At 70.3% G+C, this 26,155-nt stretch carries 23 protein-coding genes and 1 tRNA gene; 15 read left to right on the forward strand and 9 right to left on the reverse strand.

Annotated features, from left to right (window positions below):
• Window positions 1–67: 67 nt before the first annotated feature.
• A complete protein-coding gene (locus ACIP79_RS20380) occupies window positions 68–2,671 on the reverse strand; it encodes an SUKH-4 family immunity protein (protein WP_401225180.1) in 2,604 nt (867 codons plus the stop codon).
• A 7-nt stretch (window positions 2,672–2,678) separates the two neighbouring features.
• Complete coding sequence (locus tag ACIP79_RS20385; RefSeq protein ID WP_401225182.1) at window positions 2,679–3,692, reverse strand: SMI1/KNR4 family protein; 1,014 nt, start codon at window positions 3,690–3,692, stop codon at window positions 2,679–2,681.
• A gap of 229 nt (window positions 3,693–3,921) precedes the next feature.
• On the opposite strand from ACIP79_RS20385, the gene ACIP79_RS20390 reads away from it, so the two are divergent.
• Together ACIP79_RS20390 and ACIP79_RS20395 are read left to right on the forward strand one after the other, a co-directional pair.
• Entirely contained in the window at window positions 3,922–4,437 is a 516-nt protein-coding gene (locus tag ACIP79_RS20390) for a YwqJ-related putative deaminase (RefSeq protein ID WP_401225184.1), read from the forward strand.
• Window positions 4,438–4,534: 97 nt separating this feature from the next.
• Complete coding sequence (locus ACIP79_RS20395) at window positions 4,535–5,029, forward strand: SUKH-3 domain-containing protein (RefSeq protein ID WP_383686157.1); 495 nt, start codon at window positions 4,535–4,537, stop codon at window positions 5,027–5,029.
• A gap of 303 nt (window positions 5,030–5,332) precedes the next feature.
• Here the strand turns inward: ACIP79_RS20395 and ACIP79_RS20400 are convergent, their stop codons facing one another.
• Window positions 5,333–6,649, reverse strand: a complete 1,317-nt coding sequence (locus ACIP79_RS20400; protein ID WP_401225186.1) for a sensor histidine kinase — start codon at window positions 6,647–6,649, stop codon at window positions 5,333–5,335.
• A gap of 167 nt (window positions 6,650–6,816) precedes the next feature.
• Between ACIP79_RS20400 and ACIP79_RS20405 the strand changes: the two genes are divergently transcribed.
• From ACIP79_RS20405 to ACIP79_RS20435, 7 genes are all read left to right on the forward strand, one after another.
• On the forward strand, window positions 6,817–7,692 hold the full coding sequence (locus ACIP79_RS20405) for a hypothetical protein (RefSeq protein WP_401225188.1): 876 nt from the start codon (window positions 6,817–6,819) through the stop codon (window positions 7,690–7,692).
• 11 nt (window positions 7,693–7,703) lie between these two features.
• Window positions 7,704–7,774 (forward strand) — tRNA-Gln (locus ACIP79_RS20410).
• Window positions 7,775–7,892: 118 nt separating this feature from the next.
• Entirely contained in the window at window positions 7,893–9,338 is a 1,446-nt protein-coding gene (gene glmU, locus ACIP79_RS20415) for a bifunctional UDP-N-acetylglucosamine diphosphorylase/glucosamine-1-phosphate N-acetyltransferase GlmU (protein WP_401225190.1), read from the forward strand.
• Between the two features lie 180 nt (window positions 9,339–9,518).
• Entirely contained in the window at window positions 9,519–10,493 is a 975-nt protein-coding gene (locus ACIP79_RS20420; protein ID WP_383686641.1) for a ribose-phosphate diphosphokinase, read from the forward strand.
• Between the two features lie 183 nt (window positions 10,494–10,676).
• On the forward strand, window positions 10,677–11,258 hold the full coding sequence (locus ACIP79_RS20425; protein ID WP_401225193.1) for a 50S ribosomal protein L25/general stress protein Ctc: 582 nt from the start codon (window positions 10,677–10,679) through the stop codon (window positions 11,256–11,258).
• Window positions 11,259–11,396: 138 nt separating this feature from the next.
• Window positions 11,397–11,999, forward strand: coding sequence for an aminoacyl-tRNA hydrolase (gene pth / locus ACIP79_RS20430; protein ID WP_401225641.1), 603 nt, complete (start codon window positions 11,397–11,399; stop codon window positions 11,997–11,999).
• A 110-nt stretch (window positions 12,000–12,109) separates the two neighbouring features.
• Entirely contained in the window at window positions 12,110–12,619 is a 510-nt protein-coding gene (locus tag ACIP79_RS20435; protein ID WP_383686637.1) for a hypothetical protein, read from the forward strand.
• A gap of 65 nt (window positions 12,620–12,684) precedes the next feature.
• Here the strand turns inward: ACIP79_RS20435 and ppc are convergent, their stop codons facing one another.
• Window positions 12,685–15,417: a phosphoenolpyruvate carboxylase gene (gene ppc, locus ACIP79_RS20440; protein ID WP_401225195.1), complete on the reverse strand. Its 2,733-nt coding sequence runs from the start codon at window positions 15,415–15,417 to the stop codon at window positions 12,685–12,687.
• A gap of 431 nt (window positions 15,418–15,848) precedes the next feature.
• Between ppc and ACIP79_RS20445 the strand changes: the two genes are divergently transcribed.
• Entirely contained in the window at window positions 15,849–16,862 is a 1,014-nt protein-coding gene (locus ACIP79_RS20445) for an acyl-CoA desaturase (RefSeq protein WP_401225197.1), read from the forward strand.
• Entirely contained in the window at window positions 16,859–17,539 is a 681-nt protein-coding gene (locus ACIP79_RS20450; RefSeq protein ID WP_383686629.1) for a TetR family transcriptional regulator, read from the forward strand. The genes ACIP79_RS20445 and ACIP79_RS20450 overlap by 4 nt, the downstream gene beginning before the upstream one ends.
• A 22-nt stretch (window positions 17,540–17,561) precedes the next feature.
• Here the strand turns inward: ACIP79_RS20450 and ACIP79_RS20455 are convergent, their stop codons facing one another.
• Complete coding sequence (locus ACIP79_RS20455) at window positions 17,562–18,374, reverse strand: trans-aconitate 2-methyltransferase (RefSeq protein WP_401225200.1); 813 nt, start codon at window positions 18,372–18,374, stop codon at window positions 17,562–17,564.
• 138 nt (window positions 18,375–18,512) lie between these two features.
• Between ACIP79_RS20455 and tamR the strand changes: the two genes are divergently transcribed.
• Entirely contained in the window at window positions 18,513–19,010 is a 498-nt protein-coding gene (tamR, locus tag ACIP79_RS20460) for a MarR family transcriptional regulator TamR (RefSeq protein ID WP_383690241.1), read from the forward strand.
• On the opposite strand, the gene ACIP79_RS20465 is transcribed toward tamR, so the two are convergent.
• The gene (locus tag ACIP79_RS20465; protein ID WP_383690239.1) at window positions 18,969–19,736 is read right to left on the reverse strand and encodes a LuxR C-terminal-related transcriptional regulator; all 768 of its coding nucleotides are present in this window, start codon (window positions 19,734–19,736) and stop codon (window positions 18,969–18,971) included. The two genes, tamR and ACIP79_RS20465, sit on opposite strands and share 42 nt — an antisense overlap.
• Before the next feature lie 255 nt (window positions 19,737–19,991).
• Here ACIP79_RS20465 and ACIP79_RS20470 point away from each other — a divergent pair, with 255 nt between their 5' ends.
• Complete coding sequence (locus ACIP79_RS20470; protein ID WP_401225204.1) at window positions 19,992–20,447, forward strand: GNAT family N-acetyltransferase; 456 nt, start codon at window positions 19,992–19,994, stop codon at window positions 20,445–20,447.
• A 233-nt stretch (window positions 20,448–20,680) separates the two neighbouring features.
• Here the strand turns inward: ACIP79_RS20470 and galK are convergent, their stop codons facing one another.
• From galK to galT, 3 genes are read right to left on the reverse strand one after another with little or no spacing between them, the layout of a single operon-like run.
• Window positions 20,681–21,826: a galactokinase gene (gene galK, locus ACIP79_RS20475; protein ID WP_401225206.1), complete on the reverse strand. Its 1,146-nt coding sequence runs from the start codon at window positions 21,824–21,826 to the stop codon at window positions 20,681–20,683.
• Window positions 21,827–22,804: a UDP-glucose 4-epimerase GalE gene (gene galE / locus ACIP79_RS20480; RefSeq protein WP_401225208.1), complete on the reverse strand. Its 978-nt coding sequence runs from the start codon at window positions 22,802–22,804 to the stop codon at window positions 21,827–21,829. It lies immediately after the preceding gene.
• The gene (galT, locus tag ACIP79_RS20485) at window positions 22,801–23,865 is read right to left on the reverse strand and encodes a galactose-1-phosphate uridylyltransferase (RefSeq protein WP_401225210.1); all 1,065 of its coding nucleotides are present in this window, start codon (window positions 23,863–23,865) and stop codon (window positions 22,801–22,803) included. Before galT ends, galE begins: the two co-directional genes overlap by 4 nt.
• Before the next feature lie 179 nt (window positions 23,866–24,044).
• Between galT and ACIP79_RS20490 the strand changes: the two genes are divergently transcribed.
• A complete protein-coding gene (locus ACIP79_RS20490) occupies window positions 24,045–25,763 on the forward strand; it encodes a sodium:solute symporter family protein (protein ID WP_401225212.1) in 1,719 nt (572 codons plus the stop codon).
• Window positions 25,764–25,784: 21 nt separating this feature from the next.
• Window positions 25,785–26,078 (forward strand): hypothetical protein, encoded by a 294-nt coding sequence (locus ACIP79_RS20495; protein WP_401225215.1) that lies wholly within the window; start codon window positions 25,785–25,787, stop codon window positions 26,076–26,078.
• The last annotated feature ends 77 nt before the right edge of the window (window positions 26,079–26,155 follow it).

Raw genomic sequence — 26,155 nt, forward strand, 5'->3', positions numbered from 1 at the left:
CCGCACGAGAGAGGCGCCCGACCCGTCACGCGGGTCGAGCGCCTCCTTCGTACGTGCTGTGCCGGCCCTACAGCAGGCCGTCCCACATCTCTTCCAGCAGCACCGACCACCAGCTCTCCGGCGACCCGAGGGCCGCCGGGTCCAGGGAGGCGAGCTGGGCCTGGAAGTCGACGGTCCAGCGGCCCGCCTGCTCCTGGTTCAGCCCGAAGCGCAGCCGCCACATCCGGCCGAGCAGGGCCAGGCAGCGCGCGAACTCGGGCAGCCCGGTGTTCACGAACTGCGGCGGCACCGGAGCACCGCCCGGACCCGCCTCCACCGGTACGGCCACGATGTTCGCCGTGCCGTACTGGACACAGATCGCCTTGCCGAAGTCACTGCCCATCACGAGGTAGGAGCCCGCGTCCGAGGACGGCTGCACCCCGCGCTCCGCCGCCAGCTCCGCCAGCGTCGGCACCGGACGGCCCGGCTGCGCCTGCGCCCAGAAGAACGGGCCCATGTCGACGGGCAGCCCGGCCACCACGAGCGTGTGCGCCACGATGTTCGGCACACCCTGCCGCGAGACCGCCACCTGGTCGAACCGGAACACCCCCGGCCCGAAGGCCGCCGCCAGCTCCTGCCCGATCGCCTCCGGCGGTACCGGCGGCGCGGGCTGCACCGGCGGAATCGGCGCCCGCACCGGCGCGAGCCGCGCGGGACCGTCCGCCACCTGGTGCAACTCCCCCTGGTGCGCGAGGAGTTGACTCATCCCCTGCTGACGGCTCGCGTGATCCGTGCCGTAAGGGGCGATACTCGTGATCCGTGCCTGCGGCCAGGTCTCCCTGATCATCCGCGCGCAGTACGCGCCCGGCAGCTCACAGGACTCCAACTCCGTGTGCAGCTCCAGCACCTGCTGCGGCGGCACGTTCATCGCCCGCAGCTCGTGCAGCATCTGCCACTCCGGGTGCGGCGTACCCGGCGCGGAACGCCGGATCAGCTGCTGCTCGGAACCGTCCTGCGCGCGATAACGCAGCACGGCCTGGTAGCCAGGTCCGACCGTCGGCTGACCCGTCTGCGGATAGCCGTACGCCGTGGGCGCCGGAGGCTGTTGACCCGGGCTCCCGGGGTACTGGCCCGGCAGGGGCTGGGGCGCGCCCGGGACCATGCCGGGAGCCTGCGGACGCGGCGGCGCACCGGGACCTCCCACCGGCGGACCGGAAAGCATGGTCGCGGCGTGGTGAACGCCGCCGGGGGGCGTGCCACCGGGAGGCTGCGACGCACCGGGGGCGCCGGGGGCGCCCGGCGGCTTGGGCGCACCCGGGACACCCGGAGCACCCGGCGGCTGGGGCGCGCCAGGACCACCGACCGGCGGACCGGACAGCATCGTCGCGGCGTGATGAACACCCTCAGAGACACCGGGACCACCGGGGTTGCCGGCCCCACCGGGCCCGTCCGGCCCGAGCTGCGGGACGAGCCGTGTCGGTACGTACCCACCGGCGGGAGCACCTGGGGCACCTGGAGCACCGGGCCCTGGCGGCGGAGGCGGACTTCCCGGACGCGAGCCGGGCACACCCGGCGCACTCGGCGGAGGCGGAGGGCTCGCCGGACCCCGCGCGCCCTTCGGCGGCTGCGCCTTGCTGGTCGCGGCCTCGGCGATGTCACCGGCGTCGGCCCGCGGCGGCGCGACGGGCGGCGGCGTACCGGGCACACCCGGGGTACCCGCAACCGGCGGCACACCCGGCGGCGGCGTACCCGGCGCTCCACCCGGCCCCCGCGGGAACCCGTAGGCGGGCGCACCCGGAGCGGAAGCGGCGGGCGGCGGCGTACTGGCCACCGGGCCCGGCCCCTGCGGGTAGCCGTACGAAGGCGGTCCCGGAGGAGGCGTGCCCTGGGGACCGCCGGGGGGACCCTGCGGATAGCCGTACGAGGACGGTCGCGGAGGAGGCGTGCCCTGCGACGCGGCGGGGTCCTCGACCGCCGGCGCCGTCGCCGTACGCGGAAGCTGGCTGCCCCCGGACATCAGGGCGGTCTTGGCGTGCGGCGGCGGAGTGCCGGGGCGGTCGGCGTCGGTCAGCGGCGGCGCGAACACGGTCGCCGGCAGCGGTACGGAACGGTCCTCACCGGCGTCGGCGTTGGTGTCGGTCCCCGCCCACGGAGTCGCGTCGACGGGCACACCGGGCGCACCCGAACCCTGGCTGCCGCCGGCCGGTGGCCACGCCGTACCGCCGCCACCGGAGGACGCGCCCGGAGCCGCGGCCGCGGCCGGACGGGACCCGGCCCCGTCGGACGGCGCGCCCGTCGCCGAGGACCGCCGGTCCTGGATGCCCAGCTTGTCCGCGGCGTCCTGCAACCACTCGGGAGGACTCAACAGGAAGGACGTCTGGTTCAGATCGACCCGGGCCACAGGGGCGGGCGCCTCTTCCGGAGCCGCGTCCGACACCCCGTACTGCTCCTCGTACCGGCGGATCACCTCGCCCACCGGCAGCGAGGGCCACAACGTGGCCTCCCCGCTGTCCCGGGCGATGACGAGCCGCTGCGCGCCCCCGTCGGAACGCGGACCGTCAGGACGGTCCTCGGCCCACACCACGAACCCGAGCTCGAACTCCCGTACCCGCACCTCACGGTGCTGGTACGCGACCACGTCCCCGTTGATCCACTGTTCGGCACGCTCCTGCGCCTGCGCGAAGGTCACCATCGAACGCTCACTCCCCCACCGAAGACGCGGAAGCCGCGGAAGCCGCCACGGAGACAGGAACGGAGCTCGCGAAGCCGCCGTCCACCATCAGGTTCGCCACCGTCTCCAACTCCGGCGGATTGCCCGCGAGCCGGGACAGGAACTGGTCGAAGTCGTCACCACAGGGCAGCAGCAGCCGCCGCACCCGCTCCGCGGGCGGCCAGGCGTCCCGGTCGCGGACATCGTCGTACGCACAGAACCAGACCGACCCGATCCCCTCGCCCTTCACCTTCACGGCGAGCAGACCGCCCTGAACGAAAGCGACGCAGAGGTAGTCCTTGGTCAGATGGTCACGCAGGCACTTGTTGATGTAGACGAGGTCGTTGAGGGTCGCCTCGTCACGCACCGTGAAGAACGGCTGGTCCACCAGGAGCCCCAACTCGGCGTCCAGCGCGGCACCCACCGGCGCACAGCCGCCCGCCGCCTTCAGGAACGACCGGTAGGCACCCGGCAGCCGGTAGCCGAGTTCCTCCTCGACCCCCTGCACCTGCTGCTCGGTCACCGCGACCGACGACTTCGGCAGCCCGAAGTGCGCCGGCCACGTCTCCTGCAACGGACGCGTGCCCCGCTTCTCGTGATCCACCGGCGCGGTCGCGAGCCCGCCGTGATGCCGCAGCAACGCCTTCACATCGACGGGGACGAGTTCGAGGCGCCGGGTCCCCGGCACGTGGTGCCAGGTCCAGCCGTGCGGAGTCGCCACCGCGGGGATCGTGTCCCACAGGTCATGACCGGTGGCGGCGAGCGCGGCGTTCGCGGACACGTAGTCCGTAAGGCGCAACTCGTCCACCCCGAACCCCTCCGGGGGCTCGGCGATCTCCGCGGCGGCACGCGCGTACGCCGAGAAGTCGGGATAGCCGTACTCGTCGATCCGCACACCCCTGGGGTGGCGGGCCGCCCGGACCGGATCCGGGAAATGTACGACCTGCCCGGCGTAGGCCGCGTTCGGCGGCGCGGCTTGCTGCCCGAGCCGACCTGTCGTCATGGCGGTTGCCCCCTGCGGCGTTGTCAATAGCGGTATGGATCGCGGATGTCGACAGCCTATGCGGTTGAAGGACCTCGGTCACCGGGCCTCCGGTTCCGTGACCTGCCGTCACCTCGCCGTGACGGTGCGACGAAGACCGGGCGTGTCGCACCGCCCCAGCTTCCCCACCCGCCGCGCCGTTTGGCAGTCTGTGTCCGCACCGGGGGATGCACGGGAGGAAAAAACGATCATGAGCGCCACGCACACAGGGCCACAGCCGGACACCTCCGGGGACCCCAGAGTCGGCTGGAGCAGCGCCGACACGCAAGCCGTCCCCGCCCTCCTGCACCGGCGCGACGGCATACTCCCCACCGTCGCCGCCGCCCTCTCCGTACGCGGCGAGACTCTCACCGGCACCGCGGCACGAGGCGACCAGCCACCCACTCTTCACCCGCTGGTACAGGACTTCCTCGACACCCTCACCAATGTGCAACGCGACCGTTTCACCGGCCGCTGCGCCGAGGCGATCCTCATCTCCCGGCACATCGCCGCCGTCGACAACGCCCGCAGCAAGCGCGCCGGACGCAAGCCGATCACCAACGGCGAGGCCCGCAAGGCCCTCAAGCACGCCAAGCTCACCGCCCGCCGCATCCGCGAGGACGGCGACCCGCTGCACGGCAGCTTCGCCGAGCCCTGCCGTGCCTGCACGGCGCTCAGCGACCACTTCGGCGTACGCATCGTCGACCCGACGGCGCCGGACGCCTGAACTCCCCCACCCCCGCGTACGTACAACGGCGATGACAGCCGCCCGCACGACGGACGGACGACCCGCGCCCACCCGACACTCGACGGACGAAGAACACATGCACGCCGACCGCACCTCCACCACACGCTTCCCCGTACCCGTGGACGCCGCCCTGCGCAACGCGGGCTGGCAGCCCGGGCGCTGGGACATAAAGCAGGCCGAGTACTGGGCCGACGCGCTGCGCGGGCACGAGTCGCCGGCCGGGCATCAGCATGCGGTGTTTCCTGCGGCCGTCGAGGCGTGGGCCGAGTTCGGCGGCCTGCACGTCACCTCGCCCGGACCCGGGCGGCAGATCGCCCCGGCCGCGCTGCACTTCGACCCCCTCCACGGGCTCCACCTCGCCCGCACCCTCGGCGACCTCGGCCGCGCCCTCGACACCGAGGTCTGCCCCCTCGGCGAGGAGTCCGGCAACCGCGCCCTCCTCGCCATCGACGCCGAGGGCCGCGTCTACGCCCTCGACCACACCGGCGACTGGTTCCTCGGCCCCGACATCGACACCGCCCTCCACACCCTCCTCGCCGGCATCGACCCCATCCGCCTCACAACGAACTAGCCCCCGCCACCCTTTCCTCGCCCCCGCCGCCCCTACCCATCCCGTACCTGGGGGCTCCGCCCCCAGACCCCCGCAACGCGCTGACGCGCTCGTCCTCAAACGCCGGACGGGCTGAAAAATCTCACCGGGAGCCGCCCACCGACGGAAGGGGCCGGGGCCGGTACATCACATGCCCGTCGCGTACGCCCGCGTCACCGGACCCGTCCCCACTCAACCGGCGTCTGATCCGGCGGCGACGGGCGGATGTACCGGCCCCCGGCCCCGACCCACCCACCCGGCGTCACCCACCCACCACCCCCGCCGTCACCCACCCCCCGCCGGAATCACCGCGGACACCCGAAACCCCCCACCATCCGTGGGCCCCGACACAAAAACACCCCCCAACGCACTGACCCGCTCCTTCATCCCCACCAACCCATTCCCCCCACTGGGCAACCGCACGGACGAATCCACCCCCACCTCCGGCGGACACTCGTTCTCCACCTGCATCGCGATCTCCGACACCCGATGCGCCAACCGCACATACGTCTTCGCCCCGGCCGCATGCTTGTGCACGTTCGTCAGCGCCTCCTGCACCACCCGGAACGCGGTCTGCTCGACCTCCGCCGCATACCCCGGCGAGTCCCCTTCGACGGACAGATCCACCACCATCCCGGCCGCCGCGGACTGCCCCACCAGCTCGTCGAGCTCGGCCAACGACGGCCCGTCCACGGAATCCCCGGCGACCCGCGACGCCGCCGCGGCAGCCGCCGCCGCGACGGCCACCGCGGCCAGCGGCACCGGCTGAACCCGCGCGTCCAGTCCCCCCGTACGCAGCACCCCCAGCATCTCCCGCAGCTCGGTCAGCGCCTGACGCCCCATGTCCCCCACGAGCGCCGCGTTCTTGACCGCCTTCTCGGGATCCTTCCGTGCGACCGCCTGGAGCGCCGCCGCGTGCACGACCATCAGGCTCACCCGGTGAGCCACCACGTCGTGCATCTCGCGCGCGATCCGCGTCCGCTCCTCGTTACGCGCCCACTGCGCCCGCTCCTCCGCCCGCTCCGCGAGCAACTGCAACTCCCGCTCCAGCGAGTCCGCCCGCTCCCGCAGGCTCTCCATCAGCCGGCGCCGCGCCCCGACGTACAGCCCGAGCAGTACGGGCGGCGCGGTCATCCCCAGGGCGGTCGTCAGGGAGATGAAGGGGACGAACCAGTCCCCCATCGCCACGTCCCCGCGCACCACCCCCTGGTGCGCCCGCACGAACGTGACGATGAGCATGCCCGCGAAGGACATCCCCGCCAGCGCCCCGGTGATCCGCCGGGGCAGCTCGGACGCGGCCAGGGTGTACAGCCCGACGAGCCCCATCAGGAAGCCCATCTGCGCGGGCGTGATGGCGATCGACACCAGGACGACGGCGATCGGCCACTTCCGCCGCAACAGCAACGTCAGCCCGGCGAGCAGCCCGAACCCGACCCCGACCGGAACCGGCAACCCCGCGTCGTGCGCGAACCGGATCCCCTCGATGCCGCACTCGGCCGCCGACACCCCCGCGAGGCTCGCGTCGAGCACCGCGCTGCGCCACCTGACCCACCACCACGGCCCGGTCCCGGCCGCGGTGTGCTCTTCCCCCGTCGTGGTCATGCCTCCAGCCTACGGTCGCCCCCCGCCCCTTTTCCGGTGAGTTTCGCCTACTGGCCTACACCACACCCCTCAATCAAACAGAAGCGAAACCACCCGATATCCCTCGAACTGCTGAATCGATCACCGTTCGACACCGGAGGCCCACATTCCGCCCGGACGGTATGCCCATGGCAAACGCACACAGCAAGTACGCGGACTTCGAGGGGCTGCGGGAGCGGGCACTGGCTCTGCGACGGGCCGGACTCAGCCGCCGCCAGATCCGCGATCGGCTCCACGTCGACAACAACGACATCCTCAACCGCCTCCTGGAAGGCGAGCCGCCCCCGGCCTGGACCAAGCGCCCGAACGCGAAGGACGACCTCCGCGCACGCGCCCGTGAGCTACGGCTGAAGGGCTGGACGTACGACCGGATCCAGGTGGAGCTGGGGTGCTCCAAAGGTTCGATCTCGCTGTGGGTACGGGATCTGCCGAAGCCCGAACGGGAGAAGCGCACCCCTGAGGAGGCCTCGGCGATCGCCAAGCGCGGCTGGGAGGCCACGATGCAGAGGAGGGAGGAGGAGCGCCGGCAGACCCGGCGCCGCGCGACCGAAGAGGTCGGTGTCATGACCGAGCGCGAGCTCTTCCTGGTGGGTGTGGGCCTCTACTGGGCCGAGGGATCCAAGAACAAGCCGTACCGCCGCCAGGAGCGGATCACCTTCGTGAACAGTGATCCGAACATGATCACGGTCTTTCTGTCCTGGCTGCGCCTACTGAAGGTCGAGCAGTCGCGGCACAGGTTCTCGGTGCAGATCCACGAGAGCGCCGACGTGAAAGCCGCCGAGGAGTTCTGGGCACACCATGTGGGCATCGAGGCGGCCGGTCTCCTCAAGACCACGCTCAAGAAGCACAGCCCGAGCACGAACCGCATGAACACCGACGAGGGCTACCGCGGATGTCTCCGTGTGGACGTGCTCGGCGGAGCCGACTTGTACCGTCGCGTCGAAGGCTGGTGGTACGGCATAGTGTTGTCCGCACGCGACACCGATTCGGAGAATCGGACATAGCGCGCAAGCAATCCCGGGTCGTCTAATGGCAGGACAAATGGTTTTGGTCCATTGAATGAGGGTTCGATTCCTTCCCCGGGAGCCCTTCGAAGAGCGGGCCCTGACAGCCAAGTCAGGGCCCGCTCTCATGTCCCCCCTGAAACCCCCCGGTATCCTGCGGATGTCCACACCCCAGCCATCCGTAGCCGAAGGGCATACCCGTGAGCGCCAACCGCCCGGCAGCCGTCGTCGTCCTCGCAGCGGGTGAGGGCACCCGTATGAAGTCGGCCACACCCAAGGTCCTGCACGACATCTGCGGCCGCTCCCTCGTCGGTCATGTACTCGCCGCCGCACGCGAGTTGGACCCGCAGAACCTGGTCGTCGTGGTGGGCCACGCCCGTGAGCAGGTCACCGCGCACCTGGGCGCGACCGACCCCGGCGTACGCACCGCGGTACAGGCGGAGCAGAACGGCACCGGTCACGCGGTGCGCATGGGCCTGGAGGAGCTGGGCGGCGTCGTCGACGGCACCGTCGTCGTCGTGTGCGGCGACACCCCGCTGCTCACCGGCGAGACGCTGCGCGACCTCGCCGCGACCCACACCACGGACGGCAACGCGGTCACCGTACTGACCGCCGAGGTCCCGGACGCGACCGGCTACGGCCGCATCGTGCGAGACGCCGGCGGCGCGGTCACCGCGATCGTCGAGCACAAGGACGCCGACGCGTCCCAGCGCGCGATCCGTGAGATCAACTCGGGCGTCTTCGCCTTCGACGGGCAGCTCCTCGCGGACGCCCTCGGAAAGGTGCGTACGGACAACAGCCAGGGTGAGGAGTACCTGACGGACGTCCTCGGCATCCTGCGCGAGGCCGGCCACCGCGTCGGCGCCTCCGTCGCGGGCGACCACCGCGAGATCGCCGGCATCAACAACCGCGTCCAGCTCGCCGAGGCCCGCCGCACCCTGAACGACCGGCTGCTGACCGAGGCCATGCTCGCCGGCGTCACGGTCGTCGACCCGGCCTCCACCTGGGTCGACGCCACCGTCACCTTCGAGCGGGACGCGATCGTGCACCCGGGCACGCAGCTCCAGGGCGCCACGCACCTCGCCCAGGGCGCGGAGGTCGGCCCCAACTCGCGACTCAAGGACACGACGGTGGGCGCCGGGGCCCGGGTCGACAACACCGTGGCCGACGGCGCCGAGGTCGGCCCGCAGGCGAACGTCGGTCCGTTCGCGTATCTCCGCCCCGGGACCCGCATCGGTCTCAAGGCGAAGGTCGGCACGTACGTCGAGACGAAGAACGCGACGATCGGCGAGGGCACGAAGGTCCCGCACCTGTCGTACGTGGGCGACGCGACGATCGGCGACTACTCGAACATCGGTGCCGCCAGCGTGTTCGTGAACTACGACGGGCAGGACAAGCACCACACCACGGTGGGCTCGCACTGCCGTACAGGATCGGACAACATGTTTGTGGCTCCTGTCACTATCGGGGACGGCGCCTACACCGCGGCGGGCTCGGTGATCACCAAGGACGTACCGCCCGGTTCGCTGGCCGTGGCCCGGGGCCAGCAGCGGAATATCGAGGGTTGGGTGGCGCGCAAGCGGCCGGGAAGCGCCGCCGCGAAGGCCGCGGAGACCGCTTCCCGGGAGCCGGAGGGCGAAGGCTGACCGGAAACCGGTGCGTCCGACACGGCGTACCGTGATAAACGCACACCCGCACCCCCAGCTGGGAAGACCTCTCGCAAGTGCCTCTCAAGGCAAGCTCGCACGCGGCTGACTCGTGTGAGCCCGCCCGCGGCCGAGAGGTCCTCTCGCACCCTGCTGAGACACCTCTGAGGAGACAGTGCTGTGACCGGGATCAAGACGACCGGCGAGAAGAAGATGATGTTCTTCTCCGGCCGCGCCCACCCCGAGCTTGCCGAGGAGGTCGCCCACAAGCTGGGTGTCGGGGTAGTCCCGACCAAGGCCTTCGACTTCGCCAACGGCGAGATCTACATCCGCTACGAGGAGTCCGCGCGCGGCGCCGACTGCTTCCTGATGCAGAGCCACACGGCTCCGATCAACAAGTGGATCATGGAGCAGTTGATCATGATCGACGCTCTGAAGCGGGCCTCCGCCCGGAGCATCACCGTGATCGTGCCCTTCTACGGTTACGCGCGGCAGGACAAGAAGCACCGTGGCCGTGAACCCATCTCGGCGCGGCTGATCGCCGACCTGATGAAGACGGCCGGCGCCGACCGGATCCTCACGGTCGACCTGCACACCGACCAGATCCAGGGCTTCTTCGACGGCCCGGTCGACCACCTCTTCGCGCTGCCGATCCTCGCGGACTACGTGGGCGCGAAGGTGGACCGCTCCAAGCTCACCGTGGTCTCCCCCGACGCCGGCCGGGTGCGCGTCGCCGACCGCTGGTGCGACCGTCTCGACGCCCCGCTGGCGATCGTGCACAAGCGCCGCGACAAGGACGTCGCCAACCAGGTCACCGTCCACGAGGTCGTCGGTGACGTGAAGGGCCGCGTCTGCGTCCTGGTCGACGACATGATCGACACCGGTGGCACGATCTGCGCCGCGGCGGACGCCCTGTTCGCGCACGGCGCCGAGGACGTCATCGTGACGGCCACGCACGGGGTGCTCTCCGGCCCGGCCGCCGACCGCCTGAAGAACTCCAAGGTCAGCGAGTTCATCTTCACGGACACCCTGCCGACCCCGGGTGAGCTGGAGCTGGACAAGATCACGGTGCTCTCCATCGCGCCGACGATCGCGAACGCGGTCCGCGAGGTGTTCGAGGACGGTTCGGTGACGAGCCTCTTCGAGGAGCACTGAGCCCCGCTCGTAGATCGATTTCTGGTACGGCCTTCCCGCCCAGTAAGCTGTCACAGTTGCTCGGCGAGGGAGGCCGTACCGCTGTGAAGGCGGGTACGGCGGTCCGTTATCGACGCGCTCTTCGTAGCAGGCCGATTTATTGGCCGGGTGACCATCTTCCCCATCTGTTCTACGAGGAGTGACATGTCCGACGTCAAGCTCGCCGCCGAGACCCGTACCGAGTTCGGCAAGGGCGCCGCCCGCCGCATCCGTCGCGACAACAAGGTTCCGGCCGTTGTCTACGGTCACGGTGCCGAACCCGTCCACGTCACGCTCCCGGGCCACGAGCTCCAGCTCGCCCTGCGTACCGCGAACGTCCTGCTCACCCTGGACATCGAGGGCAAGACCGAGCTGGCGATCCCGAAGGCCGTCCAGCGCGACGCGATCAAGGGCTCCCTCGTGCACGTCGACCTGCTCACCGTGAAGAGCGGCGAGAAGGTCACCGTCGAGGTCTACGTCCACACCGAGGGCGAGCTGGCCCCGGGTGCCTACCTGCTCGAGCACGTGCTCAGCACGCTGACGGTCGAGGCCGAGGCCACCCACATCCCGGAGTCGGTCACCGTCTCCATCGAGGGTCTCGAGGCCGGCGCCGCCATCCTCGCCAAGGACATCCCGCTGCCCGAGGGCACCACGCTGGTGATCGACGAGGACGCGGTCGTCCTCCAGGTCCTGGCCGCCCAGGCGGAGGAGGCCTCCGCCGAGGAGACCGAGACCACCGAGGCCTGATCCTCACCGAGTCATCGTCTGCCGGCCGCCGCTCCCCCGGGAGCGGCGGCCGACGCGTATCGAGAACACGGCGCGTGTGCGGGACCCGTCCCGTATCCGGGCCACGGCGCGTATCAAGGACACATGGGAGACACGGACGTGACGACGACGACCGACCCAGCCGCCCCCTGGCTGGTCGTGGGGCTGGGCAATCCCGGCCCGGAGTACGCCATGAACCGGCACAACGTGGGCTTCATGGTGGCCGACGTGCTGGCGGGGCGGATCGGCGGGAAGTTCAAGCGGGCGGGCAAGGCGCAGGCCCAGGTGATCGAGGGGCGGATCGGGCCGCCCGGACCGGCGAACCGCCGGGTGGTGCTGGCCAAGCCGATGTCGTACATGAACCTGTCGGGCGGCCCGGTGAACGCGCTGCGCGACTTCTACAAGGTGCCGCTCGCGCATGTGGTCGCGATCCACGACGAGCTGGACATCGACCACGGCGTGCTGCGGCTGAAGCTCGGCGGCGGGGACAACGGCCACAACGGGCTGAAGTCGATGACGAAGGCGATGGGTCCGGACTATCACCGGGTGCGGTTCGGTATCGGGCGTCCGCCGGGGCGTATGCAGGTGGCCGACTTCGTGCTGAAGGACTTCTCGTCGGTGGAGCGCAAAGAGCTCGACTACCTCGTGGACCGTGCGGCGGACGCCGTGGAGTGTCTGGTCATCGAGGGTCTGGAGCGGGCGCAGAGTTCGTACAACTCCTGACCGCCACATTTCTCACGGCTCCTGCCTCTCGGCTCCCGTGGGCGGCGAAAGATTCGCACAACTCGGGACTTGTCCCCCGGCTGAGTTGACCAAGCGCAGGGCCATGGCCAATGATCCCCGCCATGCCCGCCGTCACCTCAGGTAAGAGTTCCCGCAGGAACGCGCACGCGGCGCTGCGGTTCGGCCGGCTCGCCGCGATGGGTACGGTCGCGGTGCTGATCCTGGTCGCGGGTGTCTGGGGTTCCTGGGGTTCGGCCCAGCACGTGATGCTGGGCAAGGGCCGGGAGCACGGCACGATGCGGGTCACGGCGTGCGGGTCGGACACCTGCACGGGGCCCTACACCCCCGGCTCGACGGGATCGACGGCGCGGGCCCGCGTCACGATCGAGGAGTCGGTCGCGGTCAAGAAGGGCCGGGTCTACGCGGTGACCGTGAAGCCCGGCAGCGCCGAGGTCGTCCGCTCGGGCACCGGCGGGCTCCTCTACTCCTGGGTCCCGTTCGGCGGCGCCCTGCTGCTCGCCTCGGTGGTGGTCGCGGGCGGCCTGCGGCGGACGCGCCTGGGGTGGGTGCTCGCGGCGGCGGGGTTCGTGCAGCTGACGGCGACTTTCCTGGCGTTGTGAACCACGAGTGCGTACGACGGTGCCCCCGAGCCGGCCGGCTCGGGGGCACCGTCGTACGCGCGTGGTCAGCCGGTGTTGCGCAGGCCGGCCGCCACGCCGTTGACCGTCAGGAGCAGTGCCCTGGAGAGCAGCGGGTCGGGGGTGGCGCCGGCCGCCGCCTCCTCGCGCTGGCGCTTGAGCAGGGCGACCTGGAGGTAGGAGATCGGGTCCAGGTAGGCGTCGCGGATGGCGAAGGTCTGCTGGAGGACGGGGTGGGTGTCGAGCAGCTTCTCTCCGCCGGTGATGCGCAGCACCTCGCGGACGGTGAGCTCGTGCTCGGCGCGGATGGCGTCGAAGACGTGCTTGAGCTCGTCAGGTACGAGGGTGTCGACGTAGTGGCCGGCGATCCGCAGGTCGGTCTTGGCCAGCGTCATCTCGACGTTGGACAGGAAGTTGCGGAAGAAGTGCCACTGCTCGTGCATCTCGTCGAGCACGGTGTCGAGGCCGGCCTCGCGCAGGGCCTTGAGGCCGGAGCCGACGCCGTACCAGCCGGGGACGATCTGCCGGGACTGGGTCCAGCCGAACACCCACGGGATGGCGCGCAGTCCGTCGAGCGAGACGCCCGAGCCGGGGCGGCGGGAGGGCCGTGAGCCCAGGTGCAGGTCGGCGAGCTGGTCGACCGGCGTGGAGGCGAGGAAGTAGGTCGGCAGGTCGGGGTCCTCGACGAGCCTGCGGTACGCCTGGTGCGCCGCGTCGGAGACGACGTCCATCGCCGCGTCCCAGCGGGCCAGTGCCTCGTCGGACTGGCGCGGGGCGGTGTGCAGCGCGGACGCCTGGAGGGTGGCCGCGACGGTCAGTTCCAGGTTCTCCCTGGCCAGCGACGGCACCAGGTACTTGTCGGAGATGACCTCGCCCTGCTCGGTCACCTTGATCTCGCCCTCCAGCGTGCCCCAGGGCTGCGCGAGGATCGCGTCGTGCGAGGGGCCGCCGCCGCGGCCGACGGTGCCGCCGCGGCCGTGGAAGAGGCGCAGGCGTACGCCGTAGCGGTGGGCGACGTCGCGCAGGCGGCGCTGGGCGCGGTGGATCTCCCACTGCGAGGTCGTGATGCCGCCGAACTTGGAGGAGTCGGAGTAGCCGAGCATGACCTCCTGGACGTCTCCGCGCAGGGCGACGAGCCGTCGGTAGGAGGGGTCGGACAGCATGTCCTCAAGGATCGTGTCGGCCGCCTTGAGCTCGTCCGTGGTCTCCAGGAGCGGCACGATGCCGATCTTCGCCCAGCCGCCGTGCAGGTCGAGCAGTCCCGCCTCGCGGGCCAGCACGGCCGCGGCGAAGACGTCGTCCGCGCCCTGGCACATAGAGATGATGTACGACTCGATGACCTCGGGCCCGAAGATCTTCAGGGCCCGCTTGACGGTCTCGAAGACGCCGAGGGTCTTCTCTCCCGCGGCGTCCAGCGGAGCCGGGGTGGGGGCCAGCGGGCGCCGGGACCTGAGCTCCTTGGCGAGGAGCTTGGTGCGGTAGTCGCGGGGCATGTCGACGTAGCGCCAGGACTCCTCGCCCAGGCGGTCGAAGAGCTGGCCGAGCGCGTGGTGGTGGGCGTCGGCGTGCTCGCGTACGTCCATGGTGGCGAGCTGGAGGCCGAAGGCGGCGAGGGTGCGGATGGTGCGGTTCATCCGGCCGTCGGCGAACAGCGCGCCGCGGTGCTCGCGCAGCGAGGACTGGATCTGCGTCAGGTCGTGCAGAAGCTCGGCCGTGCCGAGGTAGTCGCGTCCGGCCTCGTGCGGGGTGCCCGTGGCCAGCCGCTTCTTGGTGTTCTCCAGCTTCTGGCGGATGCAGGTGGCCTTGAGCCGGTAGGGCTCCTCGGCGTTCAGCCGCTTGTAGCGGGGGCTGATCTCCGGAAGGCGCTCCAGGTCGGTCTGGAGGGAGGTGAGCAGCTCTTCGGTGGCGCCCGTGTAGCGGATGGAGTTGGAGAGGAAGCCGCGGAGTTCGTCGATCAGCTCCAGGGCGTCGTTGATGCCGTGCTCGTGCTGGAGGATCAGCACGTCCCAGGTGACCTCGGGGGTGACGTTCGGGTTGCCGTCGCGGTCACCGCCGATCCAGGTGCCGAAGGTGAGCGGCCGGGTCTCGTCCGGGAGGGTGACCCCGACGCGCTCCAGTTCGGCCGTGAGGTCCTCCAGTACGTCCCCGACGGCGCCGGCGTGCAGCTCGTCCAGGTAGTAGATGGCGTTGCGTGCCTCGTCGGCGGGCTCGGGGCGTACGACGCGCAGCTCGTCGGTCTGCCACACCAGGTCGATGTTCTCGGCCAGACGGGTGTCGTAGCGGCGCCGGTCGGCCTCGATGACCGGGGTCTCCAGGAGGGCCGCGATGCGGCGCAGCTTGTTGAGGACGGAACGGCGCGCGGCCTCGGTGGGGTGCGCGGTGAACACCGGGCGGACGTTCAGGTTCTTGACCGTCTCGCGCAGGTGTTCGGGGTCGGCGTCCTTGAGCCGGTCGGCCGTTCGGGCGAGGAGGCTGCCCTCGGCGGCTCGCTTGGCCCGCAGTTCGCGGCCGCGGTGCACCTGCTCGGTGACGTTGGCGAGGTGGAAGTAGGTGGAGAAGGCGCGGACCAGCTTGGCCGCGGTCTCCAGTTCGGTTCCGCGCAGCAGCTCGGCGGCGGCCTCGCCGTCCTCGCGGGTCAGGCGGCGGACCTTCTCGACCAGTTCGAGGAGCTCGGGACCCTCCTGGCGGACCAGGGTCTCGCCCAGCAGGTCGCCCAACCGGCGGATGTCGGCGCGCAGCTCGCTGCTGGTCGTCGTGGTCTGGTCGTCGGCACTGCTCACAGGTGCGGCTCCTTGCAGTGTTGAAGCTCGTCTGAAGAGTGGAAGCTCGTCTGAAGCTCGGCTGGGAGGGAACCCGGGTGGCGACCGCGCGGCGGGTGCCGCTTAGGAATGTGGCATCCGGGAATCAATCAGAACGGACCGCGCTGTCCGACCGACTCCAAGGATAGGTGTCCACACGGACGCGCAGGCTCACGGGCCCTTGCCGCCGCGCTACTCGCTGCCATACTTACGACGCCGTAGGTTACGGAAGCGTAGGTAATCCCGTCAGACACAGGGAGGACCCTGGGCCCGTAGCGCGGTACCGGAAGGGCCGGAGGCTTGAGGGACGCGTTCCCGGGCACTCGGTTCACCGCTCATTCCGGTATCTGGTTCTCTCCCTCTCCCTCTCCCCGGACATCTGTCTCCACCCTCGAACCCCACAGGGGACGCCCATGACCACGAGCTCCGATGTGATCGACGACGCCCCGCAGGCGAACAACGAGACCCCGCTCCCCTCCGCCACGCTGGGCGGTGAGAAGAAGGGTTCGCTTGAGCAGTTCGCGCTCCTCCTCTTCATCGTCGTCCCCTTCCTCGCACTGGTGGCCGCGGTGCCGCTGGCCTGGAACTACGGCGGAGTGAGCTGGCTCGACCTCGGCCTGCTGGTCTTCTTCTACTACCTGGGTTGCCACGGCGTCACGATCGGCTACCACCGCTACTTCACCCACGGTGCCTTCAAGGCGAAACGCCCGCTGCGGATCGCGCTGGCGGTCGCCGGCTCGATGGCCGTCGAGGGTCCGGTGGTCCGGTGGGTCGCCGACCACCGCAAGCACCACAAGTTCTCCGACGCCGAGGGTGACCCGCACTCTCCGTGGCGTTTCGGGGAGACGCTTCCGGCTCTGATGAAGGGCCTGTGGTGGGCGCACATCGGCTGGATGTTCGACGAGGAGCGGACTCCGCAGGACAAGTACGCGCCGGATCTCATCAAGGACCCGGCGATCCGTGCGATTTCGCGCCACTTCCTGTACTACACGATCCTCTCGCTGGCCCTTCCGCCGCTGATCGGCGGTCTGGCGACGATGTCCTGGTGGGGCGCGTTCACGGGCTTCTTCTGGGGCTCCCTGGTCCGGGTGGCGCTGCTGCACCACGTCACCTGGTCGATCAACTCGATCTGCCACGCGGTGGGCAAGCGCCCCTTCAAGTCGCGTGACCGTTCCGGCAACGTGTGGTGGCTGGCCGTGCTCTCCTGCGGCGAGTCCTGGCACAACCTGCACCACGCCGACCCGACCTCGGCGCGGCACGGTGTGGAGCGCGGCCAGCTCGACTCCTCGGCCCGGATCATCCGCTGGTGCGAGCAGCTCGGCTGGGCGTACGACGTGCGCTGGCCGTCACGCTCGCGTATCGATTCCCGCCGTAATACGGACGGGTCCGACTCCCGCCGCCAGACGGAAGCCGCCGACCCGGCATGATTGACGGCGTGGCGACCGACTCCAGCAGCACCCCGAGCAGCAACGAGAAAGCGCGGCGCCCGCGCCGCACCCGCATGACCGGCGCCGAGCGCCGTCAGCAGCTGCTGGAGATCGGCCGCACCCTCTTCGCGGCCAAGGGTTTCGAGGGCACGTCGGTGGAGGAGATCGCGGCGAAGGCCGGGGTCTCCAAACCGGTGGTCTACGAACACTTCGGCGGCAAGGAGGGCCTGTACGCGGTGGTGGTGGACCGCGAGATGCGCCGCCTGCTGGACATGGTGACCAGCTCGCTCACGGCGGGTCACCCCCGTGAGCTGTGCGAGCAGGCGGCCTTCGCGCTCCTGGACTACATCGAGGAGTACACGGACGGTTTCCGTATCCTCGTCCGCGACTCCCCGATTCCCCAGTCCACGGGCTCCTTCGCGTCCCTGATCTCGGACATCGCCACCCAGGTCGAGGACATCCTGGGCCGCGAGTTCAAGAGCCGCGGCTTCGACTCCAAGCTCGCGCCGCTGTACGCCCAGGCCCTGGTCGGCATGGTCGCGCTCACCGGCCAGTGGTGGCTGGACGTCCGCCGCCCCAAGAAGGCGGAGGTGGCCGCCCATCTGGTGAACCTCGCCTGGCACGGCCTCGACGGCCTGGAGGCGAAGCCCCGCCTGATCGGCCACCGCAAGAGCTGACGCGCTAAGCAGGCCGCGGGCCTCAGGCCGTACGCGTCGCCACGGCGAAGACGCGGCGGAAGGGGAACACCGTGCCGTGTTCCGTCGCCGGGTAGGCCTCGCGCAGAGCGGTCCGGTACTCGGCGACGAAGGCTTCCGCGTCCGCCTCCCCCAGCGCGGTGAGGACCGGCCGCAGGCCCGTGCCCTTCACCCAGGCCAGGACCGGGTCCTCGCCCGCCAGGAGATGGAGGTACGTCGTCTCCCAGACGTCGGCCGCGCAGCCGAGGGCGGTGAGGTGTTCGAGGTAGGCGGCCGGGGTGTGCACGGCGTCGTCGTGCCGCAGGGCGTCGGCCAGGTGGTTCCTCCAGCGGGCGGAGTGGGCGAGTTCGCGCATCAGCCGGTGGCTGGGGGCGTCGAAGTTGCCGGGCACCTGGAAGGCGAAGGTGCCGCCGGGGGCCAGGCCGGCCACCCAGGCGGCGAAGGAGTCGGTGTGCCCGGGGACCCACTGGAGGGTCGCGTTGCTGATGATCAGGCCGTACGGCGTCGAGGGCGTCCAGGTCCGGGCGTCGGCGGCGTCGAAGTCGAGGCTGCCGCCGCCGGAGGTGGGACCGGCGAGCGCACGCGCCCTGGCCAGCATCTCCGGGGAGTTGTCGTAGCCGGTGATGTGCGCGGCCGGCCAGCGCTCGGCGAGCAGGGTGGTGACGTTGCCGGGCCCGCAGCCGAGGTCGGCGATGCGGGCGGGCGTGCCGGGCAGGGCGGGGACGCGGGCGAGGAGGTCCGCGAACGGCCGGGCACGGTGGTCCGCGTGGCGGAGGTACTGGCTCGGGTCCCAGACGGGGGTGGTGGCGGCGGGCATGCGGGGCGCCTCCTCGGTGCACGGGCGGAGTCTCAGGCCCGGGTCCCCGCTGGGGCTTCGGGCAGGACCCCAGCCTCACACCCGGACTATCTTGACGTCAAGAGACTTCACGTCGACACAACCACTACACTGATCGTCATGGAGGACGAGGTCGATCGGCTGGTCGCAGCATGGCGCCGGGAGCGCCCTGACCTCGACGTGGAACCGCTCGAAGTGCTCAGCCGGGTCAGCAGGCTGGCCCGGCATCTGGACCGCGCCCGCAGGCTGGCGTTCTCCGAGCACAGCCTGGAACCCTGGGAGTTCGACGTCCTGACCGCGCTCAGGCGCGCCGGCGATCCGTATCAGCTCTCCCCCGGGCAACTGCTCACGCAGACTCTCGTCACCTCCGGCACGATGACGAACCGCATCGACCGGCTGACGAAGAAGGGTCTGGTGGAGCGGCTCCCGGATCCGACCGACCGCCGTGGTGTGCTGGTGCGCCTGACGGACGAGGGCCGCGACCGCGCCGATCAGGCACTGGCGGGCCTGCTGGAGCAGGAGCGGGCGATCCTGGCGGAGCTGAGCAGGGCGCAGCGGGGAGAACTGGCGGGACTGCTACGCCAGTTGACCGCCCCGTTCGACAACATTCCCGGATAGGTCGACCGGTCCGACGCCGGCTCGGCGGGCCAGCGCGACGGCGGCGAGGGTGGAGTGCACGCCCAGCTTGCCCAGGACGTTCTGCATATGGGTCCGGACGGTGTGCGGCGAGAGGAAGAGCCGCTCGGCGACGGCCTTCCGTCCGAGCCCGGCGACCATGCACCGCAGCACTTCCCGCTCCCTCGGCGTGAGGGACTCCACGAGCCGTTCGCTCTCGGTGCGGTGCTTGCGGGCCGCGGTGAGTTCGCGCAGCACCCCGGTGAGCAGGGCGGGCGGCAGATGGGTCTCGTCGCGCAGCACACCCCGTATGACGGTGAGCAGCCGCGACAGCGAACAGTCCTTGGCGACCCAGCCCGAGGCGCCGGCCTGGAGGGCGAGCGCGGCCCGGCGCGGATCGTCCTTCTCGGCGAGCACGACGGTCCGTACGCTCGGCTGGCCGGACCGGACTCCCGCGACGAGCGAGATCCCGTCCACAAGACCGTCCTCGTTGCTCTCCTGGACCGGCACGGCCGGACGCATACCGGGCAGGTTGCCGCCCAGGTCCGCGTCGACGAGCAGTACGTCGAATCTGCGGCCTTCCGCAGCCGCCCGCTCCAGGCAGCGCAACGCGGCGGGACCACTGCCCGCCGCGGACACGTCGACGTCGGGCTCGGCCGCGAGTGCGGCTGCGAGCGACTCGGCGAAGATGCGGTGGTCGTCGACGACCAGTACTCGGATGCGAACCACTGAAACCCCCACTGTCGGGGGACGACCGGTGCGGGTACGGCGCCCGAAGTATCCCGAGACCGCGTCTGCGACTCGGGAGGCGGGGTGCCGCAGCCGCACGGCCGCCGCCGTCCGTAACTGCTACCCCCACTTCGGGCGTCGTACCCGACTGTCTCGCCCCCTGAACAGCACCGGCCCCCACCGGTGCTGTTCACAGAGTAAGGCCGGGGGCACGGAGGGGAAGGCAATTCACAGAACTGATTGGCCGACCCGTTTATGGTGAGCCTTATGTTTCGCATTGAGACAGGAGACGACAAAGAACGCCGTGATCTGCTCCGCAGGCGGTTGCTGGACACCAACACGGCGGCGTCTCCGGTCCTGCGGGCGCTGCGCGGAACACCGGCGGAACGTGAAGTTCCGCTCCAGGTCTGGGCGTTGGACGGGGCGGGGGCCCTGGCGGGTGGCCTGGTCGGGCACACCTGGGCGGGGTGGCTGCACGTGACGTATCTCTGGGTGGACGACCGTCACCGTGGGACGGGGCTCGGGTCTCGGCTGTTGTCCGAAACCGAGCGGATCGCCCGCGACGAACGCGGCTGCGGAAGCGCCCGCCTGGAGACCTGGGACTTCCAGGCCCCCGGTTTCTACCGCAAGCAGGGCTACGAGGTGGTGGCCGTCATCCCCGACTACCCCCCGGGGATCACGGAGTACACCCTGACGAAGCGCCTGAGCTGACCGAAACGGTTCTCGCCCCCTCCGCCCCTTCCCATCCCGTTCCTGGGGGCTGCGCCCCCAGACCCCCCTTTCGCGCTTCGCGCTCGTCCTCAATCGCCGGACGGGCTGAAAGATTTCTAGCGCCGACCGGCGGAAAATTTCAGCCCCTCCGGCGTTTGAGGAGCGGGGGTTCGGGGGCGGAGCCCCCGAGAGACGGGACGGGTAGGGGCGGAGGGGGCGAAAGAAGCCGGTGTTCAGCTCACGCGGCGGGCGCCGGCCGACGGCACGGCCGGGAACACCCGCGGCGCGGTGTAGCCGGCCGCGGCGAAGGCCTCCTCGACCGCCTTGGTGACGGTGTCGACGTCGGCGACCTCCACGAGGACGACCGCCGACCCCCCGAAACCACCCCCGGTCATCCGCGCCCCGAGCGCCCCCGCGGAATTCGCCGAAGCCACCACAAGATCCAACTCCTCGCAGGAGATCCGCAGATCATCCCGGAGGGAGGCGTGCCCCTCGGTGAGAACGGGCCCGATCGCCCGCACATCCCCCGCGTCCAGCAGCCCGATGACCCGCTCAACCCGGTGATCGTCGGACACGACATGGCGAACGTAACGGCGCACCCGCTCGTCGGACAGGCGCGCAAGAGCCTCGTCGAGCCCCTCGTACGCCACATCCCGCAGATGCGACACCCCGAGCACCCGCGCGCCCTCCTCGCACCCTTCACGCCGCTCGGCGTACTCCCCGTCGCCGAGCGCGTGCTTGACGCGCGAGTCGACGACCAGCAGCGACAGCCCGTGGGAGGCCAGGTCGAAGGGGACCTGCCGGATGGACAGGTCCCGGCAGTCGAGGTGCAGCGCGTGCCCGTCGGTGCAGCACGCGGAGGCGGTCTGGTCCATGATCCCGCAGGGCACGCCGACGAAGTCGTTCTCGGCGCGCTGCGCGAGCCGGGCCAACTCGGGCCGGGTGAGGCCGAGTTCGTAGAGGTCGTTGAGGGCGAGCGCCGTCACGACCTCCAGCGCGGCGGAGGAGGAGAGGCCCGCGCCGGTCGGCACGGTGGAGGCGAGGTGCACGTCCGCGCCGGTGACCGAGGTGTGGCCCGCCTCGCGCAGCGCCCACACGACGCCCGCCGGGTACGCGGCCCAGCTGGTGTTCGTCAGCGGCACCAGGGCGTCCAGGTGCAGCTCGACGACCGGACCCTCGATGTCCGCCGAGTGCAGCCGGAGCACGCCGTCGTCGCGCCGTGACACCGCCGCCACCGCCGTGTGCGGCAGCGCGAGGGGCATCACGAAACCCTCGTTGAAGTCCGTGTACTCGCCGATCAGGTTGACCCGGCCGGGAGCGGCCCAGACCCCCTCGGGGGCGGCTCCGTACAGTTCCTCGAATCCCTCGCGAACCCCCACCTACTGCTCCCTTGCGCTGTCTTCGATGTGCCGCGCGAACGCCCACGCGTCCGCGACGATCCCCGCGAGATCCGCGCGGGACGGGTTCCAGCCGAGCCGGTCGCGGGCGGTGGCGGCCGAGGCGACCAGCGCCGCCGGGTCGCCGCCGCGGCGCGGGGCCAGGATCTCGGGGATCGGGTGCCCGGTGACCTGGCGGACGGTCTCGATGACCTGGCGGACGGAGAAGCCCTCGCCGTTGCCCAGGTTGCAGATCAGGTGTTCGCCGGGGGTGGCCGCCGCGACGGCGAGCAGGTGCGCCTCGGCGAGGTCGGCGACGTGGATGTAGTCGCGGACGCAGGTGCCGTCCACCGTCGGGTAGTCGTCGCCGAAGACCGAGATGGCCTCGCGGCGGCCCTGCGCGACCTGGAGCACCAGCGGGATGAGGTGCGACTCGGGCTCGTGCCGCTCGCCGCAACTGCCGTACGCGCCAGCCACGTTGAAGTACCGCAGGGACACCGCGGCCAGTCCGTGCGCCGCCGCCTCGCCGGTGATCATGTGGTCGACGGCGAGCTTGGAGGCGCCGTAGGGGTTCGTCGGCTTCGTGGGCGCGGACTCGACGATCGGCACCTCCTCCGGCTCGCCGTAGGTCGCGGCGGTGGAGGAGAAGACGAGCCTGCGGACGCCCGCGTCGCGCATGGCGCCGAGCAGCGCCATCGTGCCGCCGACGTTGTTGTCCCAGTACTTCTCGGGCTTCACGACGGACTCGCCGACCTGCGAGAAGGCGGCGAAGTGCAGGACGGCGTCGTAGGAGGAGTCCAGCCACTTGGCGGCGTCGCGGATGTCACCCTCGACGAAGGCGGCCCCGGCGGGGACGCCCTCGCGGAAGCCGGTGGAGAGGTTGTCGAGGACCGTGACCTCGTGGCCGGCCTCGATCAGGTGCTGCGCGACGACACTGCCGACATAGCCCGCGCCACCCGTGACCAGGTACTTCCCACTCATGAACTCGCTACCTCTCGCAGTCGCTGAGCCGCGGACTCCGGCTGGATGTCGTTGATGAACACGCCCATCCCCGACTCGGATCCCGCGAGGAACTTCAGCTTGCCCGAAGTGCGGCGAATGGTGAAAAGCTCCAGGTGCAGCGCGAAGTCGTCGCGGTTGACGCCCTCGAACTCCTCCAGCGCGCCGAAGGGCGCCTGGTGCCAGGCCGCGATGTACGGCGTCGCGGGCTCACCCTCGCCGAAGATCCGGTCGAAGCGCCTCAAGAGTTCCAGATAGACCTGGGGGAACTCTGTGCGGGCGGCCTCGTCGAGTCCGAGCAGGTCCGGCACGCGACGGCGGGGGTAGAGGTGCACCTCGTAGGGCCAGTGCGCGGCGTACGGCACGAAGGCGATCCAGTGTTCACTCGCCAGGACGACCCGCGAACCGTCCGCCAGTTCGCGGGCGACGACCTCGTCGAACAGGTTCGCCCCGCCGGTCGCCTCCTTGTGCGCCGCGAGGGAGCGCAGCATCAGCGCGGTACGCGGGGTGGTGAAGGGGTAGGCGTAGATCTGCCCGTGCGGGTGTCCGAGGGTCACGCCGATCTCGGCGCCGCGGTTCTCGAAGCAGAAGACCTGCTCGACGGCGGGGAGGTTGGAGAGCTCGGCCGTCCGGTCCGTCCACGCGTCGAGGACCAGGCCGGCCTGCTCCTCGGTGAGGTCGGCGAAGGAGGAGTCGTGGTCGGAGGTGAAGCAGACGACCTCGCAGCGGCCGGAGTCGCCGGCCAGCGAGGGGAAGCGGTTCTCGAAGACGACGACGTCGTACGAGGAGTCCGGGATCTCGCTCAGCCGGTCGCCCTGGGAGGGGCACAGCGGGCACTCGTTCGCCGGGGGGTGGTAGGTGCGGCCCTGGCGGTGCGAGGCGATCGCGACCGAGTCGCCGAGCAGCGGGTCGCGGCGCACCTCGGAGGTGGTGACGGTCGGGTCGAGCGGGCGGCGGTCGACCGCGTCGCGCACCGTGTCGTCGTGCGAGTCGTAGTAGATGAGCTCACGACCGTCGGCCAGCCGGGTCGAGGTCTTCTTCACAGTCGGAACTCTCCATCCGCGCCCAACAAAGCTTCAAACAGAACCGAACACAACAAACCACAATGCACCACCGACGTCAACATCACAATCAAACAAAGAACATCACCCCTTCTGTTCAGTTTCTAAAGATGGAGGCGTAGGTTCCGCTCGGATACGTTCACGCGACGAAGCGAGTTCCTATGCAGTCCCCCACATATCAGGCAGCCGGATCGACCGGTGCCTTCAACCACAGCTACCTCGCCGAAGGGCTCCGTCTCCCCACGAACGCGCTCGACTACACGATCCTGGCGATCTACTTCGTCGTCGTCCTCGGCATCGGCCTCGCGGCCCGCCGCTCGGTGAAGACCAGCCTGGACTTCTTCCTGTCCGGGCGTTCACTGCCCGCCTGGGTCACCGGCCTCGCGTTCGTCGCGGCCAACCTGGGCGCGACCGAGATCCTGGGCATGGCGGCGACCGGCGCGCAGTACGGCGTCGCGGTCGTCCACTGGTACTGGATCGGCGCCATCCCGGCGATGGTCTTCCTGGGCCTGGTGATGATGCCGTTCTACTACGGCTCCAAGGTCCGCTCGGTGCCGGAGTTCCTGCTCCAGCGCTTCGACAAGTCCGCACATCTGCTGAGCTCGATCCTGTTCGCCTTCGCGGCGGTGCTGATCGCGGGCGTCAACCTGTACGCCATGGCCATCGTCGTCGAGGCGCTCCTCGGCTGGCCCCAGTGGGTGGCGATCGTGGTCGCGGGCTTCTTCGTGCTCGCGTACATCACGGTCGGCGGCCTCTCCTCGGCGATCTACAACGAAGTGCTCCAGTTCTTCGTGATCCTCGCCGCGCTCATCCCGATCACGATCCTCGGCCTGAAGAAGGTCGGCGGCTGGGACGGCCTGTCGGACTCCCTGACCAAGTCGCACGGCGACAACTTCCTCTCCGCCTGGGGAGGTACGGGCATCGGCGACGCCAACCCGCTCGGCGCGAACTGGCTGACGATCGTCCTCGGCCTCGGCTTCGTGCTGTCCTTCGGCTACTGGACGACGAACTTCGCCGAGGTCCAGCGCGCCCTGTCCGCCAAGAACCTCTCGGCGGCCCAGCGCACCCCGCTCATCGCCGCGTTCCCGAAGATCTTCATCGTCTTCCTGGTGATGATCCCCGGTCTGGTCGCCGCCGTCCTCGTCCCGAACATCGGCACCGCGAGCTCGGACCTCCAGTACAACGACGCGATCCCGTACCTGATGCAGGAACTGCTCCCGAACGGCGTGCTCGGCATCGCGGTGACGGGCCTGCTCGCCGCCTTCATGGCGGGCATGGCGGCCAACGTCTCGTCCTTCAACACGGTGTTCACCACGGACATCTGGCAGCGGTACGTGGTCAAGGACCGCGAGGACGGCTACTACGTGCGGTTCGGCCGCCTGATCACGGCGGTCGGCGTACTGGCGTCGATCGGCACGGCGTTCATCGCCTCGTCGTTCTCCAACATCATGAGCTACCTCCAGACGCTCTTCTCCTTCTTCAACGTGCCGATGTTCGTGGTCTTCATCATCGGCATGTTCTGGAAGCGGGCCTCGATGAAGTCCGGCGTCTGGGGCCTGCTCGCGGGCACCACAGCCGCGATGGTCAACTACTTCTGGATCTACAAGCAGGGCATCATCAGCATCCCCAGCGACCAGGGCGCGAACTTCGTCTCGGCGATCGTGGGCTTCGTGGCGGGTGCGGTGGTCATGGTGGCCGTCACCCTCTTCACCGCCCCGAAGCCGGAGGCGGAACTCGCCGGCCTGGTCTACGGCACCCGCTCCCCCGGCATGGAGGAACCGCCCGGCGCGGGCGACGACGCCTGGTACCGCAAGCCCGCGCTGCTCGGCTGGGGCGCCATCGTCCTCGCCGCCATCTGCTACATCCCCTTCTCCTTCTGACCGATCGGAGGCCGAACCCTCATGTCTGATCTCCAGCGCGAAGTCACCGATCTGGAAAGCAGGTCGGCGACCGCCGCCAGCCTCTTCGACATCCGGCGCATCATCGGCGGCCTGTTCGTCGTCTACGGCGTCATCGTCACGATCGCCGGCATCTCCCCGTCCGACGCCGACCTCAAGAAGGCCGAGGGCGTCAACATCAACCTCTGGACGGGCCTCGCGATGCTCGCCCTCGGGCTGTTCTTCCTGGTCTGGCTGAAACTGCGGCCGACCGTGCCGCCGGTGATCGAGGGCGACGAACTGCCCACGAAGGAGTAGGGCCCACCCGGGGCCGGCGTCCCCTCGGGGGACTCCGGCCCCGGCGAACATTTATGTTCATCTTGGATGAGTCCGAA

The organism is Streptomyces sp. NPDC088747 (assembly GCF_044751025.1).
Classification (GTDB): domain Bacteria; phylum Actinomycetota; class Actinomycetes; order Streptomycetales; family Streptomycetaceae; genus Streptomyces.

Bases quoted from the DNA above. Each gene is read 5' to 3' on its own strand.
- ACIP79_RS20380 (WP_401225180.1), bottom strand. From the start codon at position 2,671: ATGGTGACCTTCGCGCAGGCGCAGGAGCGTGCCGAACAGTGGATCAAC.
- ACIP79_RS20385 (WP_401225182.1), bottom strand. From the start codon at position 3,692: ATGACGACAGGTCGGCTCGGGCAGCAAGCCGCGCCGCCGAACGCGGCC.
- ACIP79_RS20390 (WP_401225184.1), top strand. From the start codon at position 3,922: ATGAGCGCCACGCACACAGGGCCACAGCCGGACACCTCCGGGGACCCC.
- ACIP79_RS20395 (WP_383686157.1), top strand. From the start codon at position 4,535: ATGCACGCCGACCGCACCTCCACCACACGCTTCCCCGTACCCGTGGAC.
- ACIP79_RS20400 (WP_401225186.1), bottom strand. From the start codon at position 6,649: ATGACCACGACGGGGGAAGAGCACACCGCGGCCGGGACCGGGCCGTGG.
- ACIP79_RS20405 (WP_401225188.1), top strand. From the start codon at position 6,817: ATGGCAAACGCACACAGCAAGTACGCGGACTTCGAGGGGCTGCGGGAG.
- ACIP79_RS20425 (WP_401225193.1), top strand. From the start codon at position 10,677: ATGTCCGACGTCAAGCTCGCCGCCGAGACCCGTACCGAGTTCGGCAAG.
- ACIP79_RS20435 (WP_383686637.1), top strand. From the start codon at position 12,110: ATGATCCCCGCCATGCCCGCCGTCACCTCAGGTAAGAGTTCCCGCAGG.
- ACIP79_RS20445 (WP_401225197.1), top strand. From the start codon at position 15,849: ATGACCACGAGCTCCGATGTGATCGACGACGCCCCGCAGGCGAACAAC.
- ACIP79_RS20450 (WP_383686629.1), top strand. From the start codon at position 16,859: ATGATTGACGGCGTGGCGACCGACTCCAGCAGCACCCCGAGCAGCAAC.
- ACIP79_RS20455 (WP_401225200.1), bottom strand. From the start codon at position 18,374: ATGCCCGCCGCCACCACCCCCGTCTGGGACCCGAGCCAGTACCTCCGC.
- tamR (WP_383690241.1), top strand. From the start codon at position 18,513: ATGGAGGACGAGGTCGATCGGCTGGTCGCAGCATGGCGCCGGGAGCGC.
- ACIP79_RS20470 (WP_401225204.1), top strand. From the start codon at position 19,992: ATGGTGAGCCTTATGTTTCGCATTGAGACAGGAGACGACAAAGAACGC.
- galE (WP_401225208.1), bottom strand. From the start codon at position 22,804: ATGAGTGGGAAGTACCTGGTCACGGGTGGCGCGGGCTATGTCGGCAGT.
- ACIP79_RS20490 (WP_401225212.1), top strand. From the start codon at position 24,045: ATGCAGTCCCCCACATATCAGGCAGCCGGATCGACCGGTGCCTTCAAC.
- ACIP79_RS20495 (WP_401225215.1), top strand. From the start codon at position 25,785: ATGTCTGATCTCCAGCGCGAAGTCACCGATCTGGAAAGCAGGTCGGCG.